This is a genomic window from Mycobacterium sp., assembly GCF_052143115.1.
GTDB lineage: Bacteria > Actinomycetota > Actinomycetes > Mycobacteriales > Mycobacteriaceae > Mycobacterium.
Genome location: NZ_JBKQTQ010000127.1, coordinates 1 through 3777 on the forward strand (window position 1 = coordinate 1; position 3777 = coordinate 3777).

Sequence of the window (3777 nt, forward strand, 5' to 3'; positions counted from 1 at the left end):
TGACCTTCCACACCAACCTCAACACCGCCCACACCACCGTCGCACCCCAAACCCCTCACCCCCCGGAGCCACACCCCGTGCTGCCCACCACCCCCTGGCAACACACCCACCACTGGATCACCACCACGCCAGCGCTTGAACATCCGGGCCGCAACGGGGTTGCGGTGAACCCGACCGGAATCGGGAACACTGAGCTCGGCCGGTGGAGCTACCGGCTTGAATGGCCGGTTCTCCCCTTACCTAGTGGGCCTCGTGCCGCGATCGCCAGGAGTGGCTCGTGGCTCGTGGTGTCCGATCAGGGACTGTCGGACGAACTCGCCCGAGTCGCCGACCCCGGGTCCCGTGTTGAGTTCCTCGCGCCCCCGGCGCTCGATGACGATGCGACCAGGCTGCACGGCCTGCTCGATGGTGTGGACAACGTGCTCTACGCACCGCCGGTCGCAGCCGGGCCTGTCGATGTCGAGTCGGCGTACCACATGTTCCATGCGGCACGACGGCTTGCCGCCGCGATGATCACGAGTGATTCCAAGCCGAAGCTGATCGTCTTGACCCGCAATGCCCAGCCCGTCACGGAAGGTGAGCGCGCGAATCCCGCCCACGCGGTGCTGTGGGGTCTCGGCCGCACGCTGGCGCTGGAGCATCCCGAAATCTGGGGCGGCGTTATTGATCTCGATGAGTCGATCCCTACCGAGCTGGCCGCGCGCTACGTCCTGGACGAAGCCGCCGGCCTCAACAAGGAAGGCGGGGAGGACCAGGTCGTCTACCGATCGGGTGTACGCCGTGCACCCCGGCTCGAGAGGCGAACTGCGCCTGCAGCGTCGGTGACGCTGAGCGAGAACACCAGCCAGCTCGTCATCGGGGCCACCGGAAACATTGGACCGCATCTGATCCGTCAGCTCGTGCAGATGGGGGCCAAGACAATCGTCACCGTGTCCCGCAATCCCGGCACACGGCTGGCGGAACTGGCCGAAAGCCTCGACGCAACCGGGACGAACCTCATCCCGGTTGCCGCGGACGCGACCGATCCCGCCGCGATGACCGCGCTGTTCGACCGGTTCGGGGTGGACCTGCCGCCGCTGGAGGGAATCTACTTGGCGGCCTTTGCCGGCCAGCCGGTGCTGCTCGTTGACATGACCGATGACGACGTGGCCGCGATGTTTCGGCCCAAGTTGGACGCCGCACGGCTGTTGCATCGGTTGTCGCTGAAACAGCCTGTAAAGCACTTTGTTTCGTTCTCCTCAATCTCCGGTCTCATCGGTTCGCGATGGCTGGCGCACTACACCGCGACCAGCGCGTTCCTGGACACCCTGGGCTACGCCCGACGCCTTATGGGACTGCCGGCCACCGTCGTGGCCTGGGGCTTGTGGAAGTCGCTGGCCGACGCGCAACAAGGCGCGAGCCAGGTGAGCGCCGAATCCGGACTACAACCCATGGCTGACGAAGTCGCCATCGGGGCGCTGCCGCTGGCGATGAGCCCGGACGCCGGGGTGCATTCGGTTGTGGTGGCCGCGGATTGGCCGCTGTTGGCCGCCGCATACCGGACGCGCGGGGCGCTGCCCATCGTCGACGACCTGCTTCCGGCTCCAGAAGGCGTCACGATGCCGGAAAGTGAGTTCCGCAAAGCCCTGCGGACCTGCCAAGCGGCACGACGACACGATATGTTGTTCGACCACATCGGTGCCTTGGCCGCCAAGGTGATGGGGATGCCTCCGACCGAAACGCTCGATCCGTCGGCCGGCTTCTTCCAACTCGGCATGGACTCGCTGATGAGCGTGACGCTGCAGCGGGTGTTGTCCGACAGCCTCGGCGAGTTTCTCCCGGCGTCGGTCGTCTTTGACTACCCGACCGTTTACAGCCTCACCGACTATCTGGCCACCATCCTGCCCGAGCTCCTGGAAACGTGCCAGCAACCAACGGCGGATACGTATGGCGAATTCACCGAAGCCGATTTTGTTGGAACAACTTTCGGAAAGACTAAGAGGAACGCAATGACCGCCGCGACACCGGATCGCCGAGCGATCATCACCGAGGCGCTGCACAAGATCGATGACCTCACAGCGCGCCCAGAAATCGCCGAAAAGTCCAGCACCGAACCGATCGCGGTGATCGGAATGGGGTGCCGGTTCCCGGGCGGGGTAGACACCCCGGACCAGTTCTGGGAGATGTTGTGCGCCGGCCGAAACGGCATCGTGCGAGTCCCCGCCGACCGGTGGGACGCCGACGCCTACTACACGGACGATCACACCGTGCCCGGCACCATCTGCAGCCGGGAAGGCGGCTTTCTCACCAGCTGGCAGCCGGATGAGTTCGACGCGGAGTTCTTCTCGATCTCCCCACGTGAAGCAGCGGCAATGGACCCGCAGCAGCGGTTGTTGATCGAAGTTGCCTGGGAAGCGCTAGAAGACGCGGGCATTGCGCCGCACACCATTCGCGGTACCCAAACATCGGTATTCGTCGGCGTCACCGCCTACGACTACATGCTCACCCTGGCCGGCCGGTTGCGGCCCGAGGACCTCGACGCCTACATCCCCACCGGAAACTCGGCGAACTTCGCCGCCGGACGGCTGGCCTACATCCTCGGAGCCCGCGGGCCCGCGGTGGTCCTCGACACCGCCTGCTCCTCGTCATTGGTGGCGATACACCTGGCATGCCAGAGCCTGCGCGGGCGGGAAAGCGACATGGCGGTGGTGGGTGGAACCAACCTGCTGCTCAGCCCCGGACCCAGCATCGCATGCTCGCGATGGGGGATGCTGTCGCCGGAGGGGCAGTGCAAGACCTTCGATGTGTCCGCCGACGGGTATGTGCGCGGCGAGGGCGCCGGGGTGGTGGTGCTCAAGCGGTTGGACGACGCGATGCGCGACGGCAACCGCGTCCTGGCCGTGGTGCGCGGCACGGCGGTCAACCAGGACGGCGCCAGCAGCGGAGTGACCGTTCCCAACGGGCCGGCGCAACAGGCCTTGCTGCGTACCGCGTTGACGTCGTCGAAGCTGAAGCCTGCCGACATCGACTACATCGAGGCCCACGGAACGGGCACGCCGTTGGGCGACCCGATCGAACTCGATTCGCTGAGCAAGGTTTTCAGCGATCGAGAGAGCTCCGAGCCGCTGGTGATCGGGTCGGTGAAAACCAATGTCGGTCACCTGGAAGCGGCGGCGGGCGTCGCCGGATTCATGAAGGCCGTACTCGCCATCCGCAACGGCTACATTCCGCGGCACCTCAACTTCAACCAATTGACCGCACATGCAAGTGAGGCCGCAGCCCGGCTGAACATCGCGGCCGAGGGCATTGAATGGCCGACCACGGGTCGACCCCGCCGGGCGGGGGTGTCGTCGTTCGGCGTCAGTGGGACGAATGCGCACGTGGTGATCGAGCAGGCGCCCGACCCGATCGCTGCGCCGGTGCGCACGCCGGATCCGGCGGTGTCGACGCTGGTCGTGTATGGCAAGACGCCACAGCGGGTGGCCACGATGGCATCGGCACTGGCGGATTGGATGGAAGGCCCCGGCGCCCAGGTGGCACTGGCCGATATCGCGCACACCCTCAACCATCACCGGCCCCAGCAGACCAAGTTCGGCGCGGTGGCGGCCATTGATCGGGGCCAAGCGGTAGCGGGGTTACGCGGGCTGGCCTCGGGTCAATCCGCCCCCGGCGTGGTGGCTCCCCATGCAGGCTCCATCGGACCTGGCACGGTGTTCGTCTACTCGGGACGAGGATCGCAGTGGGCCGGAATGGGTCGCCAACTATTGGCCGACGAGCCGGCGTTCGCCGAAGCCATCG

At 66.2% G+C, this 3777-nt stretch carries 1 protein-coding gene; it reads left to right on the top strand.

Annotated elements, in window-relative coordinates; translation table 11 throughout:
* A partial coding sequence (locus ACLQI9_RS13970; RefSeq protein ID WP_442380076.1) for an SDR family NAD(P)-dependent oxidoreductase occupies positions 1–3777 on the top strand: 3777 nt, incomplete at both ends.